We start from the raw sequence: 15,707 nt of genomic DNA, 5'->3' as shown, positions 1-15,707 counted from the left end.
AGTACTGCGTATCCGCGCTGTACCCGTCACTTTGCGCTTCAGCTTCATGCCTACTCCCGCCCTGCCCATCGACTACCAGAAGCTCTTTCACGCACTGCCCGACAATTTTATGTTGATGGCCCCAGACGAGGAAGCCACCGTGCTGGACAACACCGACAGCCACGAAGCGGTGTCGTTGAAGAAGCGGAATCAGGTAGTAGGCAAGCCGTTGTTTGACGCCTACCCGGCGGCTAGCCAGAACGAGGCCTCCATCCTGGCCGACTCGCTTGCCCATGTGCGTGAGCACCGCGCCCCGCACACCATGCCTCTGATTCGGTACGACCTGGAGCGGCCCGCCGAGCAGGGTGGCGGCTTTGAGGAGCGCTACTGGCAGGCCACGCACTACCCCATTCTGGACGAGCAGGGTAGCCTGCAGTACGTGCTGCAAAAAACCGAGGACGTGACGGAGGCTCACCAAACGGCCCTGCGCAACCAACAGATGCAGCAAGAGTTAGCCGAGCAACAAGAGCGCATGCGCTTCATCCTGGAGGCCTTGCCGGTGATGATCTGGACCACCCGGCCCGATGGCATCCCGGAACACTTCAACGCCCGTTGGCTGGAGTTTACGGGCACCACGCAGCCAGACCTGGAGGGCCAGAGCTGGCTGAAGCTGCTGCACCCCGACGACGCCCCGCGCGTGGCGCAACAGTGGCAGCAAGTGGTAGACAAGCCGGCACCGTTCCAGATTGAATACCGCCTGCGTCGGCACGACGGGCAGTATCGCTGGCTGCTGGTGCAGGCCCTACCCCGCTTCACGCCCGAAGGCGAGGTGAGCATGTGGCTTGGCTGCGGCATTGATATTCAGGCCCAGAAGCAGATGGTGGAAGAACTCCTGGTGACCAATGAGCAGCAGGCTACCCTTTCCGATCAGGCGTATCAGGCGTATCAACTGGCGGAAAGTCAGCGCAAAACCCTCAACAACCTGCTGATGAAGGCGCCAGCTGTTATCTGCATTTTGCGGGGCGCCGAACACCGGTATGAGTTTGTGAACCCCGAATACCAACGCCTGTTTCCGAACCGGCAGCTGGTGGGCAAAACCGTGCTGGAAGCCCTACCCGAGCTGGCTGACCAGGGCATTCAGCAACTGTTGGATCAGGTGTATGAAACCGGTGTGCCGTTCGTTGGCAACGAAATCGAGATATTGCTGGCCCAGGGGGGCACCGATGCGCTTCGCACGCATTACTTTAACTTCACGTATCAGCTCTTTGAAGAAAACGGACAGAAAGCAGGCATCACCGTCTTTGCTTTCGACGTGACGGATTTGGTGGACGCTCGCAAGCAGTAAGTCCCCGCGGCTCAGCTACCACTCTTCGCTACATCCCGTTATCTCGGTAGCGTTTTTGCTACCTTTCTTTTGGCATGGATATAAATACGCTGGATTTTCAACAGGCGCGCATCAAACTGGTGCTCTTCAAATCGCGCTTACGCTCCGTGCTCTACGGCGTGCGCGAACCCGAAGACAGCCTGTTTGTGCTGCGCGAAAATCCGTTGGGACAGTGGCTGTACACCGTGGTGAAGCCAAAGTACAGCGACTTTCCGGAGGTGCGCGCCATCGAGCAGCAGATGCAGACGATGCTGGATACCGGCCGCGACCTGGTGCGCCAGTACCAGCGCGACCAGATTGAGCAGGCCCGTACCGGCCTGGAAAAAGTGGAGCAATTTGCTGCCCAAATTGAAACGCTCCTGCTTCAACTAGAGCAAAACACGCGCTCCGCGGCTTAAGCACCCCGACCTTTTTTCGCATATTGCGCGCCCCGGATCAGGTGATTCGGGGCTTTTTATGGTGCATAATGCGGCTTCGTTCGGTTTGTCTTCTTTTTAGTTCTTTGCTGATGGTGCCGGCGGTTTCGGCGCAGTCTCTTACTCCTGCCAAGCCAGTGGTGCGGGCCATGCAGGCGGTGAAACCCACCGACATCAAAAAGCACATCTGGTACTTGGCCGATGATAAGCTGCGCGGCCGCCAGCCCGGCACCCCCGGCTACCAGCTGGCCGTCGACTACGTGGTAGGGCAGTTGAAGGAGCTGGGCATGCAGCCCGCCGGCGACAACGGCACCTACACCCAAACCGTGCGCCTGCGCCGGGCTACTACCCTACCCGGCGCCACCCTCAGCATCGACGGCCGCTCCCTCACCTACGGCCCCGATTTCACGCTCAATCCCAATCCTGGCGCGCCTGATAATACTGTAGGGGCCCCGTTGGCCTTTGCCGGCTACGGCATCAGCGCCCCCGAGCTGGGCTACGACGACTACGCCGGCCTTGATGTGCAGGGTAAGGTAGTGGTGGTAGTGCGCGGTGCCCCCGGCAGCTTCCCCAGCACTGTGGCTTCGGCCAGCCAGGATTTGTTGGTGGTGATGCAAACGGCCTTGCAGCACGGCGCCGTGGGCGTGCTGGTGGGCAGCACCAATCCCAAGGCGCCTACCCCCTCGCCTACTGTAAAGCGCCAGACTTATAACGTGTTGGACGCGCAGGGCCAGGTGGCCAACTCGCGCACGTCTTTGAAAGGTATGCAGGTGGTCGGCAACCTGAGCACGCCTGCTTTCCAGCGGTTGCTGGTGGCCTCGCAGCTGGATACCACGCAGGTACTGCCGGCTTTGCGGAGCGGCAAACCAGCCTCCAACGCACTTGCGGGCACGTTGCAGGCCAAGTACCAGTCGGGCTACCAGGATTTTGAGAGCTACAACGTGGTAGCCAAGCTGCCCGGCACCGATGCGCAGCTACGCGACCAGTACGTGGTGCACAGCGCCCATCTCGACCACCTGGGGGTAGGCGTGCCCGTGCGCGGCGACTCCATCTACAACGGCGCCCACGACAATGCCTCGGGTGTGGCCTCGGTGCTGGAAATTGCCAAGATCTACAGCAAGCTGAAGGGCCAGGACCGCCCCAAACGCTCGGTGCTGTTTGTGCTGCAAACCGGCGAGGAATTGGGACTGCTGGGCTCCGCGTACTTCGCCAGCCACCCCACCGTGCCGAAGGAAAATATCGTGGCCGACATCAACACCGACATGCCCACGATTATTGCGCCGCTGCTGTCGGTGGTGGCGCTGGGGGCGCAGCACTCCTCGCTGATGACGCCCGTGGAACGGGCTACGAAGTATATGGGCATTAGTCTGGAGCAGGACCCTGAGCCGGAGCAAAACCGCTTTATCCGCTCTGATCAGTACAGCTTCGTGATGCAGGGCATTCCGGCTTTGCACATCAAATACGGCAACAAAACCGCCGACGGCCGCAACAACCTCAGCGAGCAAGTGCAGGTGTGGCGCGCCGCCACCTACCACAAGCCCCAGGACGACACCACCGGCACCTTCGACTTTGAGGCCGGCCGCAAGTACGCCCAGCTCAACTTCCTCATTGGCTACCAGGTAGCCCAAAATCCGCAACGCCCCACCTGGAACCCGGGCGACTTTTTTGGGACGCGGTTTGGGAGGAAATGAGGGCAGGGAGCCTCAGAAATTGGTGTAGAGACGCATACTTGCGTCTCGTCGGCCGCGCCGCTTGGACGTCAACTGTTTAACGACAAGATATAAGGTAACTGCTGATCAGCGCCTGCTCGTTGATGCCCGGACGGCGCTTGTTCAACGCCGAGACGCAACTATGCGTCTCTACACCATTCCAGCTAACTCAAGCAGGTTTGCCGGCACTACGGGCAGCGGCGCAGGTTCCGCGGGCCAGCGCGTAGCTTTGCGTCATGATGTTTCTATCCTCCTGCACTACCCTCCCCCTCCGCCGGACGCTACGCTTCTTGCTGCTGGCCGGCTTGGTGAGTGCTAGCGCCTGCACCGATGCGCCCGACCCCACCGCCCCTACCCGCGACGACAACCTGGCCCTGGGCAACCCCAGCGGCGCCACCACCGACGAGAATCAGCCCACCAACTACCTGCTCAGCAAGCCGCAATTTGCGCTCAGCTACCACCGCGACCGGGGCATTCCGAACTGGGTATCGTGGCACCTGAGCGGGGCGTGGCTGGGCACGGCCCCGCGCCAGGATAACTTCCGCACCGACGCGGCCCTACCCCGCGGCTGGTACCAGGTCACGACCAGCAGCTACACCGGCTCGGGCTTCGATAGGGGCCACAACTGTCCCTCCGCCGACCGCACCCGCACCTCGGACGACAACGCGGCTACCTTCCTGATGACCAACATCATGCCCCAGGCACCCGATAACAACCAGCGCACCTGGGTAGGCCTGGAAAACTACTGCCGCACGCTGGTCGACCAGGGCAACGAGTTGTACATCATCTGCGGGAGCTACGGCCGCGGCGGCACCGGCAGCAACGGTTACGCCACCACCCTCGACCAGGGCCGCGTGACCGTGCCCGCCCGCTGCTGGAAGGTGGTAGTGGTGCTGCCCGTAGGCACCGACGACGCCCGCCGCGTCTCGGCCGATACCCGCGTCATTGCTATCAACACGCCCAATCGCAACGATCTGAACCCGGACTGGGCCACCTACCGCACCTCCGTGGATGCCATTGAGCAAGCCACGGGGCTGGATTTGCTCTCGGCCGTTTCTACCGCCGTGCAGACTACTCTGGAGGCGCGGGTAGACGATGGCCCGACGCAGTAAAATCACTCTTCCGCACGTGGCCAGCCGCCGTGCCAGCGCTGTTTGGCTGGTGGCCATTGGAGCACCTACCCACACTGCTGCCACTGGAATTTCGGTATCTTGACTTTGGCTGCACTATTTCCCACAAGCCACCAACGCCGCAGGGTAGCGGCGGGTTTGCCCCACGCAACGGTGGTTTCAGCCGTAGCTATATATCAAAGTTCTTCTTCCGCCCACCCGAAAAACCTTTCTGTCCGTTGAGAATTCTCCTCGTTGAAGATGAAGTAAGTCTGGCCTCGTTTATCCGCAAAGGCATTGAAAGCGAAAATTATGAGCTGGAAGTGGCCTACGATGGTCTGATGGGCCAACGCTTATTCGACCAGCAGCCCTACGACGTGGTGATTCTGGACGTGAACCTGCCGCACATCAACGGGTTTGAGCTGTGCCGCTACATCAAGCAGCACTCGCCGCGCCAGGCGGTGCTGATGCTCACAGCCCTGGATGGCATGCAGGACAAGGAAAGCGGCTTCGGAGCCGGCGCCGACGACTACCTGGTGAAGCCCTTTGTGTTTCGGGAGTTGCTGCTGCGCATCCGGGCGCTGGCCCGCCGCAGCGTGTCCTACGCCGGCCAGCACGCCCTGCTACAGGTAGCCGACCTGGAAATGGACGTGGACGCCCGCGTGGTGCGCCGGGCCGGGCAGCGCATCGAGCTGACCACCCGTGAGTATGCCCTGCTGGAATTTCTGATGGTGAACAAGGGCAAAACCGTGAGCCGGGTGGAAATTGCCGAGAAAGTGTGGGACTTGCACTTCGACACCAACACCAACGTGATTGATGTGTACATCAACTATTTGCGCAAGAAAATCGACAAGAACTTTGGGCAGAAGCTGCTGCACACGGTGGTAGGCATGGGCTATTTGATGCAGGGCTGATGGCGGCGCGGCTCCAGATCAAGCACAAGCTGCTGCTGTGGTTTAGTGGCCTGGTAGGGCTGATTCTGTTGGCTTTCTCTGCCTACGTATACCTGAGCTACGTCGATTTTCGGCAGGAGTCGTTTGCTGCCCGCCTCACACGCAAGGCTGCCGTGGCCCACCAAGTGCTCGGCGACACGATTATCAGCAACGTGCTGGCGTCCCTACCCGAGCAGGCCGAGTACCTCTACGCCCCCGATAATACGCCGCTCTACAGCAGCCTGCACGGGCAGGACTTTCAGCCTACCCCGTCGTTTCTGGCGCAGGTACGGCAGGAAAAGGAGCACGCCTTTTCGTTCAGCAGCCCTGGTCATCAATATCCCAAAGACGGCGTGGCCATCACCTACCACCTCCCCGACACACCCGGCGAGTATGTGGCCATTGTAACGGCCTACGACAGCAACGGCTACACCCGCCAGTACAGCCTGCTCAACTCCCTGCTCTACGGCAACCTGATGGCCGTGGTGGTGGTAGCCGGGCTAGGGCTGCTCTTTGCCAGCCGGGCGCTGGCCCCACTCACTTTTCTGATTCGGCAGCTGCGGGCGCCCGGCTCGCAACAATCGGCGTTTCGCCTGCGGGCTGCTAACCCGCACGATGAGGTAGGCGTGCTGGCCGCGGCCTTCAACGACCTGCTGACGCGGCAGGAAGCTCTGGCGGCCAGTCAGCAGGCATTTATTGCGCAGGCCTCGCACGAGCTGCGCACGCCCCTTACCACCATCAAGGGCTGGCTGGAAACCTCCCTGGACTACGACTCCGACGTGCCGAGCCTGAAAGAAAGTATCAGCCACGCCGCCCAGGAGCTGGACAAGCTCACGGAGCTGACCAACGGCCTGCTGCACCTGGCGCGCCTCGGCGGCCTTGCCCCTACCCTCGACCGCCAGCCACTGGAGGTGATGGACCTTCTGCTGGATGTGGTGGATACCGTGCAGCACCAACGCCCCCAGCAGCGCCTGTCGCTGGACGTGGGCGAGGGCGTGGAGCGGCAGCAGGTGCCGCCTACCGTACTCGGCAACCGCCACCTGCTGCGCACGGCGCTAGTGAATCTGGTAGACAATGCCTGCAAATACTCGGCGGAGCAGCCCGTGGCCCTGCGCCTGGAAATGAACACCGACCAGGGCATCAGATTATTCATTGAGGACCAAGGCATTGGTATTGCACCGGCCGAGCTGCAACGTGTTTTTCAGCCGCTGATTCGGGGAAGCAATGTGGAGCGCATTGGCGGCTTTGGCATTGGCCTGACGCTGGCGCACGAGATTTTGCAGCTGCACCAGGGCATGCTGCGGCTGCTGCCGCGGCCAGGAGGCGGCACCATTGCTGAGGTCAGCCTACCTCTAGCTTCTCTATAAATTTCTCGCAGTGCTCAGGTAATTATACACTGCGTCAACACTACGGAACACTGCGAGAAACCCGTTTTGCTTATTGAGCTTCGCCACTTCCTACCCTAGCGCTGCGCCGTTCCAGCTGCACGGTGTTGCGCCACACGCCGTGGTGCTGGCCTATCCGTTCGCGGTAGCCGACGATACGAAAACCGGCCTGCGTGTGCAGGGCGATGCTGGCCGCGTTTTCGGGGAAAGTGCCGGCTTGCAGCGTCCAGATGCCGTGGCTTTCCGAGTCGGCAATCAGTGCCTGAAGCAGCTGCCGCCCTACCCCGCGGCCGCGGGCATCAGCGGATACATACACGCTGAGCTCGGCCACGCCCCCATACACGCACCGGCTCGACACCGGCGATAGGGCCGCCCAGCCGCACACCGTGCCGCCGTCATCAACCGCCACCAACCGGCTGTGCGTTAAATGGGCCTGGTCCCAGGTGGCCCATTCAGGCGCCTGCGTTTCAAAGGTGGCGTTGCCGGTGGCAATGCCGGCTTCGTAGATGGCCCGCACGGCGGGCCAGTGCGCTTCGGTGAGGGGTAGAATCATCATGGGGGAGAATAAGTAGAAGTTCTTTGAGTTAACTATGAACGTGTAGAGACGCATACTTGCGCCTCGTCGTATGCGTCACAAAACCCCATTTCGTTCAACGGTGAGACGCAAGTATGCGTCTCTACATCTTTCCAACGGCCTAACACAAATAGCTTCTTAATAGGCCCTGCGCAGCATATCGGCGTACTCGTTGGGCAGCGGCGAGGCCTCTACGGCGCGGGCGGCTTTTTCCACATCATATTCTACCCGCACCAGTTCCGAGCGCACCCCGGCGGGGTCCGTCAGCGTGGTTTGCGTATCTAGGTGCAGCAGCTGGTAGGCGGCGCGCGGGTCGCCGTCTTTGGGCTTGCCCACCGAGCCAATGTTCAGGGCGTGGCGGTAGCGCGTTTCGCCCTCGTGCTGGTAGGCGAAGGTGCGGTAGTAGGGCTTGTGGGTGTGGCCGAACAGCAGCACGTCGGCCTGGGCGTCTTGCAGCACCCGCAGGAAGCTGGCCTCGGGCCGGTCTTCAAACAGGTACTCATTAATTTTACGCGGCGAGCCGTGCACCATCAGCAGGCTCAGCGTGCAGGGCTCCTCCTGAAAATCGAGGCGCATGTGCTTGGGTAGCAGGCGCAGGTAGCGCCGCTCCGCTTCCCCTATTACTTGGTTGGTGTAGGCAATACTTTGCGCGCCCAATGCCTTATCAGCATCGGTTTTGTAGGCGCAGCCGCATTGGTCGCTCGCCAGCCCGATACCCTGGTCGTAGTTGCCGGCCAGGGTAGGAATACCGCGGCGGCGCACCTCGCGCACCACCTCGTTGGGCCAGGGCGCGTAGCCCACTAGGTCGCCCAGACAGAAGATCATGTCGGGGTGGCGCTGGTCGATATCGGCCAGCACGGCCTCCAGCGCCGGCAGGTTGCCGTGCACGTCGGAGAAAAAGGCGATGATCATCGGAGAAGAAAGAGTGGGAGGAAAAACGAACCGGCGCGGCCAGGAAGGGCCGCGCCGTGGGGCCACGTCATTAGCAGCACCCGCCGCCCGGCGTGCAGGCGGCACCTGCTATCTGCAACTGGGGTAGGGCAAACGGTTGGGCGTCGGGAATGCCGCAGGCATCTTGTGCCAGGCAGGCCGTTTGCTTGGGCGTGAGCACGAAATCGTTGCCTTCTCGCGTCAGGCCGAACTTGCCGATGGTCGCCTGCTGGTACTCCACCTCAATATCGAGGTCCTTGGTGCCCAGGATGCGTTGCGACATCTCCAGGATATGCAGAAATTTCTGTGGGGCCAGCCGGTGGTCGTAGTCGCCGGCCTCCCAGAGCTGGAAATTGGCCACGGTTTCCTGGCGCTCCATGCCACCACAGTCAATAAAATGCTTGCTGACCAGACCCACTTCCGTCACGTGGAAATGCGCGGGCAAGTACTCGCCCGAGGGTAGGCGAAAATTAACAGCTTCTACTTCGGCAAGGGCCTGCTTGATTTCGGAAATTTTCATGGCGTTGCGTTGTTGATAATAAAATGAAAAGGTGAGGCTGTTTAGAATGTCAGCCTGCACGTCATGTTGAGCAAGACTGGCGGCTTTCTAAACAACGTCGGTGGGTGAGCCTAGCACGCGCAGGCATCGTCGCCTGGCCCGCAGACCGCGCCACCACGGGTAGCCTCGTCGAAAAAGGCCGTAAACTGCTGCTGCACCTGCCGTAGCAGCTCCGTGTTGAGGCAGTAGCACACCGTGAGGCCGTCGATTTCGCCGCGAATCAAATCCAGCGCTTTCAGCTCTTGCAGGTGCTGCGACACCGTGGTGCGCGAGAGTGGCAGCTCGGCCGCAATATCACCGCTGATGCAGGTCTGTTTGCTGGCCAGAAACTGAATGATGGCCACCCGCGCCGGGTGGGCCAGCGCCTTGGCTACGCGGGCTAGCAGCTGCTGCTCTGGGGTGAAGGAGGTAGTTTTAGCGTAGGTCATGAGGGTAGGGCGCGAAGTATGTCATAAATATACAACTTATCATGACGTATGTTTACGACATACGTTTTAACGAATATATTGTCAGGCTATACAAGGGCTTTTGGTGAGCAGCATCGGGGTAGACGCTGCTCTTAGGGGGGTTCTAATAACTTCTAATCCATCACTAACATCAGTCTAATACCGCCGCTATAGCTTTACTGACATCATGTTAGCAAAGCTTCCCTTTTCGCGTATCCTAGTGGCTGGCCGCTGCCGCCTGCTGGTGATGGCCGCCAGTCTGCTGGGCGTTGCCGGCATGGCCCAGCCCACCGCCGCACAGTCTTCGGGGCCGCTTACCCTAACGCAGGCGCTGGAGCTGGCCCGCACCAACTACCCGGCGCTGCGGGCGCGGCAGGCCGCCGTGGCCGCCGCCGCCGCCGATGTGCGGACAAACCGGGCCAACTTCCTACCCCAGATTACGGCCCAGGTGCAGGCCGCGCACGGCACCGCCAACCAAGTGCGCGGCGCCGTGCTGCCGGGCGGTGCCCTGGGCATTGCCGGGGTACGGCCCGATTTCAGCAGCCAAACCACCTGGACCAGCCAGGGCGGCCTGGTGGTGGAGTGGCCGGTGCTCACCTTCGGGCGATTCCGCGCTACAATTGAGCGCGCCAACGCCGCCACCAACCAAGCCCAGGCCGACTACGAGCAGGAGCTGTTTGCACACCAGGTGCGCGTGGCCGATGCCTTTATGCTGGCCCTGGTGGCCCAGAAGTCGGTGGCGTTGCAGCGGGCCAACCTGCAACGGGCGCTGTCGTTGCAGCGGGTGATTCGGGCTGGCGCGCTGTCAGGTATCCGGCCGGGTATCGATAGCTCAACCACGAATGCCGAGTACTCGCGGGCGCAATTGCAATTTCTGACCAGCCAGCAGCAGGCCTTGCAGCAGCGCGTGCAGCTAGCCAGCCTGCTGGGCACGCCCATGCAGATACTCCAGCTCGACTCGATGGAGTTCTACACCAAGCTGCCCAACATTGCCCCGGCCGTGTACTCCGATACGGCGCGGCTGCCGCCCATTTTGCGCGCCGCCCAGCAGCGCGTACGGGCCAGAGAGGCCCAGCGTACCCTGCTGCTCACCAACAAGCGCCCTACCCTGTCGCTGGTGGGGGCTACGTGGGGGCGCGGCTCGGGCATCGGCAACCGCACCGGCCCCGACGGCACCTACCCCATTGATGCGTCGCTGGGGGCGGGCCTACCCTTCAAGGCCTACAACTACGTGCTGGGCGGGGCGTTGTCGTGGAACATCACCGAAATATGGCGCACCAATTACGCCACCACCGCCCAGCAGCAGCGCGTGAAGCAGGCCCAGGCCGAGTACAACCAGCAAGTGCTGCTGCTGCAAACCGAGCGGCAAAACGCGGTGCTACAACTGGAATTGGCCAACCAAACGGCCCAGGAGGCCCCGCAGCAGCTCGACGCCGCCCGCCGCGCCTACGTGCAAGCCAAAGCCCGTTACGACGCCGGCCTCGACAACTTGGTAGTGCTCACCCAGGCCGCCCTCACCCTCAACCGCGCCGAAACCGACCAAGCCCTGGCCGTGAACAACCTCTGGCGCGCCCTGCTCCTGCGCGCCGCCACCAACGGCGACCTGCGCGTGCTGCTGGAGCAGCTGTGAGATGGTGAAATAGTGAGATAGTGAGTTTGACGTGCCGGTGGCGCGATTTGCGCAAATGGCGCAGATAGAACATCAACTCACCATCTCACCACTCACTAACTACTCACCATCTCACCATCTCACTATTTCACCACCTCACCCCCATGATAAAAGCTGCCTTAGCCAAACCGATTGCCGTGATAGTGGCGCTGCTGGGCATCCTCGTGTTTGCGGGGTTGGCCCTGGGGCGCATCCCCATTGATATTTTCCCGCGCCTCAACCTGCCTACCATCTACATCGCGCAGCCCTACGGGGGCATGACGCCCGCGCAGATGGAGGGCTTTATCTCGACGCGCTACCAGAACCAGATGCTGTACGTGTCGGGCATCAAGGATGTGGAGGTGAAGAACATCCAGGGCTTGTGCCTGATTAAGTGCACGTTCTACGAAGACACCAACATGGCTCAGGCCGCCGGCGAGGTGGCCAGCCAGGTAAACCGCGTGGTGAATTACCTGCCGCCGGGCTCGGTGCCGCCTACGGTGGTGCGCTTTGATGCCTCCAGCCTGCCGGTGGGACAGCTGGTGTTCAGCAGCCGCTCGGCCACGCTGGGGCAGATGCAAGACTTGGCTTCTACGCGCATCCGGCCGTTGTTTTCGCAGATTCCGGGGGCGTCGGCGCCGTCGCCGTTTGGGGGCAACGAGCGCACCATCGTGATTCGGGTGAACCCCGAGCGTATGAAAAGCTACGAGCTGACGCCCGACGAAATTGTGGAGGCCGTGGTGAAAAACAACAAGATTTCGCCGGCCGGCTCGGTGGGCATTGGCGACTACATGATTATGACGCCCAGCAACTCGGTGATGGACAAGGTAGGCGACTTCCTGAACATTCCGCTGCGGCAAGGGGTAGGGCCTACGGTGTTCATCCGCGACATTGCCACCGTGGAAGACGCCACCGACGTGCCCGTGGGCTACGCCCTCATCAACGGCAAACGCTCGGTGTACATCCCCGTCACCAAATCGGCCGACGCCTCTACCATGAGCGTGGTGACCGCCCTGAAAGCCAAGCTGCCGGAAATGCAGAGCCTGCTGCCCGACAACATTCGCCTGAGCTACGAGTTCGATCAGTCGGTGTACGTGGAGCAGGCCGTGCACAGCCTGCTGGTGGAGGGCGGCATTGGGGCCCTGCTCACGGGCCTGGTGGTGCTGCTGTTCCTGGGCGACTTCCGCAGCTCCGTTATCGTGATTCTGACCATTCCGTTTTCGCTGCTGGCGGCCGTGCTCATGCTCCAGCTCACGGGCCAGACACTCAACATTATGACGCTGAGCGGCCTGGCCTTGGCCATTGGCATTCTGGTCGACCAGGCCACGGTGGTGATTGAGAACATTCACCAGCACCTGGAAATGGGCAAGCCCAAGGCGCGGGCCATTCTGGATGCGTCGCAGGAGGTGTCGTTTCCGCTGCTGCTCATCACGCTTAGCATTCTGGCCGTGTTTGCGCCGGCGTTTCTGATGACGGGCGTGCCGCGCGGCATGTTTATCCCGTTGTCGCTGGCGGTGGGCTTTTCCATTATCGTGTCTTACCTGTTGTCGCAGGTGTTTGTGCCGGTGGTGGCCAACTGGTGGCTGAAAGACCACCCCCACGAGGCCGCTCCGGAACACAAACCCGGCCTACCCGCCGCCGCCCCCGACCCCGCCCACCACGAGGCCGGCCAACCCGAGAAAGTCACTGGTTTTGAGCGCGTGAAGGTGCGCTACCTGCGCTTGCTCGACGGCCTGCTGGCCCACCGCGCCCTTACCCTCGCCGTGTATGGCGTGGCCTGCGCGGCGCTGATTGGGTGGGGTTTCACCACCATTGGGCAGGATATGATGCCCCAAATCACGCACTCGCGGCAATTTCAGCTGCGCATTCTGGCGCCCCAGGGCATGCGGATTGAGCGCACCGAACAGCGCACCAAGGAGGTGATTCAGCTGATTGAGCAGATTGTGGGGCCGAAAAACGTGGGCATCACCTCGGCCTTTGTGGGCATGACGCCCTCCAGCTACGGCACCAGCGCCCTGTACGTGTTCAACGCCGGCCCCAACGAGGCCGACTTGCAGGTGAACCTGGCCGACAGCTACGAGGTGGCGTCGCTGGATGCGCTGAAAGACCAGATTCGGGCGGCCGTGCGCGAGCACCTGCCCGACGTCGACATCACCTTCGAGCCCATCAGCCTCACCGATAAAATTATGAGTCAGGGCGCCCAAACGCCCGTGGAGATTCTGGTAGGCGGCAAGGAGCTGAGCGAGGGCGAGCAGTATGCCGAGAAGCTGGTGCGTCGCCTGAAGAAGGTGCCGTTCCTGCGCGACGTGCGCATCAACCAGCCCCTCAGCTACCCTACCATGCAGGTGGAGATTGACCGGGAGCGGGCGGCCCAATTCGGCCTTACGCCCGACCAGATTGCCCGCTCGCTGGTGGCCGCTACTTCCAGTAGCCGCTTCACGGCCAAAAACCTGTGGCTCGACCGCAGCAAGGGCTTTGCCTACCAGGTGCAGGTGCAGATGGAAGCCCAGCAGATGCGTTCCAAGGCCGACATGCAGAACATTCCGCTGGTGCCCGGCCAGCTGCGCCCTACCCTGGCCGACGTGGCCACCCTGCGCCCCGCCACCCAGCCCGGCGAGTACGACCGCATCGGCCCGCGCCGCATCGTAACGGTGTCGGCCAACATCAACCAGCAGGACCTGGGCACGGCCACCCGCGCCGTGCAGGCCGCCATCGACGAGGTAGGCGACCCACCCAAGGGCTCGGTGGTGGAGCTGCGCGGCCTCTCTCGGCTGCTCCAGGAAACCATGAGCAGCCTGCAAACCGGCCTGGGCCTGGCCGTGGTAGTCATTTTCCTGCTGCTGGCGGCCAATTACCAGTCGTTTAAAGTAGCAGGGGTAGTACTTGTGACGGTGCCGGCCGTGCTGGCCGGGGCGCTGCTGCTCCTGCTGGCCACGGGCCAGACCCTGAACCTGCAATCCTACATGGGCCTGATTATGTCGGTGGGGGTGTCGGTGGCAAATGCGGTGCTGGTGGTGACCAATGCCGAGGGCCTGCGCCTGCGCTACCGCGACGCCGTATCGGCCGCCCGCGACGCCGGGGGCGCCCGCCTGCGCCCTATCCTGATGACCTCCATTGCCATGGTATTCGGGATGATTCCGATGGCCTCGGGGCTGGGCGACGGGGGCGAACAGACTGCGCCGCTGGGCCGCGCCGTGATTGGCGGCCTGCTGGCCTCTACCGTGGCGGCCTTGTTTATCCTGCCCGTAGCCTTCGCCGCCGTGCAGCGCAAAACGTCCTTCACCTCCGTCTCCCTCGACCCCGACGACCCGGCCAGCAGCACCTACGACGCCGCCGAAGCCGACACGCCCGCGTCGCGCCCGGCCCTGGCCGAGCCCGTGCACGCTTAGGCCGCTGTCGGCCTTCTCCATCCCCGTATTTCCTACTGCCTCATCCTCATGACAATTGCCCGTTCTTTTCTGACACTCTGTCTGGCTACCGGCCTGCTCGGCAGCTGCTCCCACGCCGACACCAAGGAGGTAGTGACCGAGGAGCCGGCCGCCGACCTACCCTACGACGCGGTGCAGGTGACGGCCGCACAGCCTACCCGCTCCCTCAGCCTACCCGGCGAGCTGGACAGCTATTACCAAACCGACATCTACCCGCGCGTGAGCAGCTACCTCAAGCGCCTGCACGCCGACATTGGCGACGCCGTGCGGCCGGGGCAGCTGCTGGCCGAGCTGGAAGCGCCCGAGCTAACAGCTGCCCTCAGTGAGGCCCTGTCGCAGCTGAAGGCCTCGCAGGCCAGCTACAGCTCCAGCCGCGCCGCCTACCACCGCTTGCTGGTCACGAGTCGCACGGCCGGCGCCGTGTCGCCCCTGAATCTGGAGCAGGCGCACGCCAAGGCCTTGTCGGACAGCTTGTTGGTAACGGCTGGGCGGGCGCACTACGAGGCGGCCAGCCAGATGGCCGGCTACCTGCGCATAACGGCGCCGTTTGCGGGCGTGGTTACGGAGCGTAACCTGGCGCCCGGCGCGTTTGTGGGGCCGGGCGGGCAAACCAACCTGCCTATCTTTAAAATCCGGCAGCTCAGCCGCCTGCGCCTGCGCCTGGCCGTGCCCGAGGCCTACGTGGGCAGCATCCACGTGCACGACACGGTGCGCTTCATGGTGCGCACGTTCCCGAGCGAAACCTTCATGGGCACCATCAACCGCGTTGCCAACAGCGTGCGCCCCGAAACCCGCTCCGAGCAAATCGAAATTGACATTCCGAACCCTAAAAACCGGCTGCGGCCGGGCATGTTTGCCACCGCCACCGTGCCCGTAGACGCCGCCAAAAGCAGCTTGTTTGTGCCCCGTTCATCGGTGGTCAGCACGGCCGAGCGTACTTATGTTATCCGGGTAAAAAACAACCGCGCCGAGCTGGTAGACGTGCAAAAAGGCGACGAAACAATGGGCCAGATTCAGGTATTCGGCCCCCTGAAGGTAGGCGACGTAGTTCTGAAAGCCGGCAACGAGGAAATCACCAACGAAGAGCCCCTGCGGGTAGAGCTGGCGGAGAGATAGTGAAATGGTGAAATGGTGAAATGGTGAGTGGTGAGTTTGTGAAGTTGTGAATGGTGAAAAAAGCGTGTGTCATCCTGAGCTTGCGAAGGACC

At 62.2% G+C, this 15,707-nt stretch carries 13 protein-coding genes; 9 read left to right on the top strand and 4 right to left on the bottom strand.

Annotated features, from left to right (window positions below):
* Nucleotides 1–46: 46 nt before the first annotated feature.
* The 6 genes from H8B15_RS17880 to H8B15_RS17855 all read left to right on the top strand — a co-directional run bounded on the left by H8B15_RS17880 (nt 47) and on the right by H8B15_RS17855 (nt 6,896).
* Complete coding sequence (locus tag H8B15_RS17880) at nt 47–1,324, top strand: PAS domain-containing protein (RefSeq protein WP_187321020.1); 1,278 nt, start codon at nt 47–49, stop codon at nt 1,322–1,324.
* A 74-nt stretch (nt 1,325–1,398) separates the two neighbouring features.
* Nucleotides 1,399–1,761: a hypothetical protein gene (locus tag H8B15_RS17875; protein WP_187321019.1), complete on the top strand. Its 363-nt coding sequence runs from the start codon at nt 1,399–1,401 to the stop codon at nt 1,759–1,761.
* A 110-nt stretch (nt 1,762–1,871) separates the two neighbouring features.
* Entirely contained in the window at nt 1,872–3,470 is a 1,599-nt protein-coding gene (locus tag H8B15_RS17870) for a M28 family peptidase (RefSeq protein WP_246455653.1), read from the top strand.
* Between the two features lie 254 nt (nt 3,471–3,724).
* On the top strand, nt 3,725–4,600 hold the full coding sequence (locus tag H8B15_RS17865) for a DNA/RNA non-specific endonuclease (protein WP_246455651.1): 876 nt from the start codon (nt 3,725–3,727) through the stop codon (nt 4,598–4,600).
* A 236-nt stretch (nt 4,601–4,836) separates the two neighbouring features.
* Nucleotides 4,837–5,511: a response regulator transcription factor gene (locus H8B15_RS17860; protein ID WP_187321017.1), complete on the top strand. Its 675-nt coding sequence runs from the start codon at nt 4,837–4,839 to the stop codon at nt 5,509–5,511.
* Nucleotides 5,511–6,896: a sensor histidine kinase gene (locus H8B15_RS17855; protein ID WP_187321016.1), complete on the top strand. Its 1,386-nt coding sequence runs from the start codon at nt 5,511–5,513 to the stop codon at nt 6,894–6,896. Before H8B15_RS17860 ends, H8B15_RS17855 begins: the two co-directional genes overlap by 1 nt.
* 70 nt (nt 6,897–6,966) lie before the next feature.
* Here the strand turns inward: H8B15_RS17855 and H8B15_RS17850 are convergent, their stop codons facing one another.
* The 4 genes from H8B15_RS17850 to H8B15_RS17835 form a co-directional block, all read right to left on the bottom strand.
* Nucleotides 6,967–7,470: a GNAT family N-acetyltransferase gene (locus tag H8B15_RS17850; RefSeq protein ID WP_187321015.1), complete on the bottom strand. Its 504-nt coding sequence runs from the start codon at nt 7,468–7,470 to the stop codon at nt 6,967–6,969.
* A gap of 156 nt (nt 7,471–7,626) precedes the next feature.
* On the bottom strand, nt 7,627–8,400 hold the full coding sequence (locus tag H8B15_RS17845) for a metallophosphoesterase family protein (RefSeq protein ID WP_187321014.1): 774 nt from the start codon (nt 8,398–8,400) through the stop codon (nt 7,627–7,629).
* 70 nt (nt 8,401–8,470) lie between these two features.
* Nucleotides 8,471–8,938, bottom strand: a complete 468-nt coding sequence (locus H8B15_RS17840) for a DUF6428 family protein (protein WP_187321013.1) — start codon at nt 8,936–8,938, stop codon at nt 8,471–8,473.
* Nucleotides 8,939–9,048: 110 nt separating this feature from the next.
* Nucleotides 9,049–9,405 (bottom strand): ArsR/SmtB family transcription factor, encoded by a 357-nt coding sequence (locus tag H8B15_RS17835; RefSeq protein WP_187321012.1) that lies wholly within the window; start codon nt 9,403–9,405, stop codon nt 9,049–9,051.
* Between the two features lie 205 nt (nt 9,406–9,610).
* Between H8B15_RS17835 and H8B15_RS17830 the strand changes: the two genes are divergently transcribed.
* The 3 genes from H8B15_RS17830 to H8B15_RS17820 all read left to right on the top strand — a co-directional run bounded on the left by H8B15_RS17830 (nt 9,611) and on the right by H8B15_RS17820 (nt 15,615).
* On the top strand, nt 9,611–11,053 hold the full coding sequence (locus H8B15_RS17830; protein WP_187321011.1) for a TolC family protein: 1,443 nt from the start codon (nt 9,611–9,613) through the stop codon (nt 11,051–11,053).
* 143 nt (nt 11,054–11,196) lie between these two features.
* Nucleotides 11,197–14,460, top strand: a complete 3,264-nt coding sequence (locus H8B15_RS17825) for an efflux RND transporter permease subunit (RefSeq protein ID WP_187321010.1) — start codon at nt 11,197–11,199, stop codon at nt 14,458–14,460.
* A gap of 48 nt (nt 14,461–14,508) precedes the next feature.
* Nucleotides 14,509–15,615, top strand: coding sequence for an efflux RND transporter periplasmic adaptor subunit (locus H8B15_RS17820; protein WP_187321009.1), 1,107 nt, complete (start codon nt 14,509–14,511; stop codon nt 15,613–15,615).
* Nucleotides 15,616–15,707 lie beyond the last annotated feature (92 nt).

Origin of the sequence: Hymenobacter citatus (assembly GCF_014333615.1) — a bacterium.
Taxonomy (GTDB): Bacteria; Bacteroidota; Bacteroidia; order Cytophagales; family Hymenobacteraceae; genus Hymenobacter; species Hymenobacter citatus.
Note: the sequence above shows the minus strand (reverse complement) of the source record. Positions and strands in the feature narration are given on the sequence as shown.

Coding starts and splice junctions, on each gene's coding strand:
- H8B15_RS17880 (WP_187321020.1), top strand. CDS start 47: ATGCCTACTCCCGCCCTGCCCATCGACTACCAGAAGCTCTTTCACGCA.
- H8B15_RS17870 (WP_246455653.1), top strand. CDS start 1,872: ATGGTGCCGGCGGTTTCGGCGCAGTCTCTTACTCCTGCCAAGCCAGTG.
- H8B15_RS17835 (WP_187321012.1), bottom strand. CDS start 9,405: ATGACCTACGCTAAAACTACCTCCTTCACCCCAGAGCAGCAGCTGCTA.
- H8B15_RS17850 (WP_187321015.1), bottom strand. CDS start 7,470: ATGATGATTCTACCCCTCACCGAAGCGCACTGGCCCGCCGTGCGGGCC.
- H8B15_RS17820 (WP_187321009.1), top strand. CDS start 14,509: ATGACAATTGCCCGTTCTTTTCTGACACTCTGTCTGGCTACCGGCCTG.
- H8B15_RS17875 (WP_187321019.1), top strand. CDS start 1,399: ATGGATATAAATACGCTGGATTTTCAACAGGCGCGCATCAAACTGGTG.
- H8B15_RS17865 (WP_246455651.1), top strand. CDS start 3,725: ATGATGTTTCTATCCTCCTGCACTACCCTCCCCCTCCGCCGGACGCTA.
- H8B15_RS17845 (WP_187321014.1), bottom strand. CDS start 8,400: ATGATCATCGCCTTTTTCTCCGACGTGCACGGCAACCTGCCGGCGCTG.
- H8B15_RS17825 (WP_187321010.1), top strand. CDS start 11,197: ATGATAAAAGCTGCCTTAGCCAAACCGATTGCCGTGATAGTGGCGCTG.
- H8B15_RS17830 (WP_187321011.1), top strand. CDS start 9,611: ATGTTAGCAAAGCTTCCCTTTTCGCGTATCCTAGTGGCTGGCCGCTGC.
- H8B15_RS17855 (WP_187321016.1), top strand. CDS start 5,511: ATGGCGGCGCGGCTCCAGATCAAGCACAAGCTGCTGCTGTGGTTTAGT.
- H8B15_RS17840 (WP_187321013.1), bottom strand. CDS start 8,938: ATGAAAATTTCCGAAATCAAGCAGGCCCTTGCCGAAGTAGAAGCTGTT.